The following is a 733-nucleotide window of genomic DNA, read 5'->3' as shown; positions in this document are numbered from 1 at the left end:
GAAGAGGAGTCTTGTCTGGCCGATGCGGGAACGCTTACGGCGGGCTCGACGCAGGTATGCTCCACTGGAGAGGTAACGATCAGCGCCCACCCGAACGGAGACGCTTTCGTACCCGATGACTATTCGGTACTCTACGTGCTCACTCAGGGCGAAGGTCTTGTGATACAGCAGGTAGGCACTACGCCTGAGTTCACCGTTTCCGGCGGAGGCGACTACACGATACATACCTTGGTATATCCTAACGGCCTTGACCTCAGCATAGTTGAGCTGGGCGTAACGACCGGTTTTGACGTGAACGGTCTTCTGATCCAGGGCGGAGGCGATCTTTGCGCGTCATTGGACGTAGCGGGCGCACCGGTTCACATTACCAATCCTGATGCTGGGACGCTAACGGCAACGGAGAGCAACGTTTCGCTTTCGGGCGGCACGGCGACGATTTCGGCAGTGCCGAACGGTGATGCCAACGTGCCTGAAGGCTACAGTACGCTTTACGTGCTTACCCAGGGCGAGAGCCTTACCATAGTTAATGTTGGCGGATCGCCGGAGTTCGAGGTTGACCAGGCAGGCAACTACACGATCCACACGCTTGTCTACCCTACAGGCCTTGACCTTAGCGTTGTGGAGCTTGGCGTAACGACAGGGTTCGACGTGAACGGTCTTTTGGTACAGGGCGGAGGCGACCTTTGTGCTTCCCTTGACGTACCTGGGGCACCGATCCACGTGGAAGAGGAGT

1 protein-coding gene is annotated in these 733 nt (G+C 57.6%); it reads left to right on the top strand.

What is annotated here, in order from left to right:
* A partial coding sequence (locus LBU54_RS15290) for a hypothetical protein (protein ID WP_224531993.1) occupies nucleotides 1-733 on the top strand: 733 nt, incomplete at both ends.

It is taken from the genome of Winogradskyella alexanderae, from assembly GCF_020166335.1.
GTDB classification, from domain to species: domain Bacteria; phylum Bacteroidota; class Bacteroidia; order Flavobacteriales; family Flavobacteriaceae; genus Winogradskyella; species Winogradskyella alexanderae.
The sequence above is the reverse complement of the archived record's forward strand: the minus strand, read 5'-3'. Positions and strand labels throughout refer to the sequence as shown.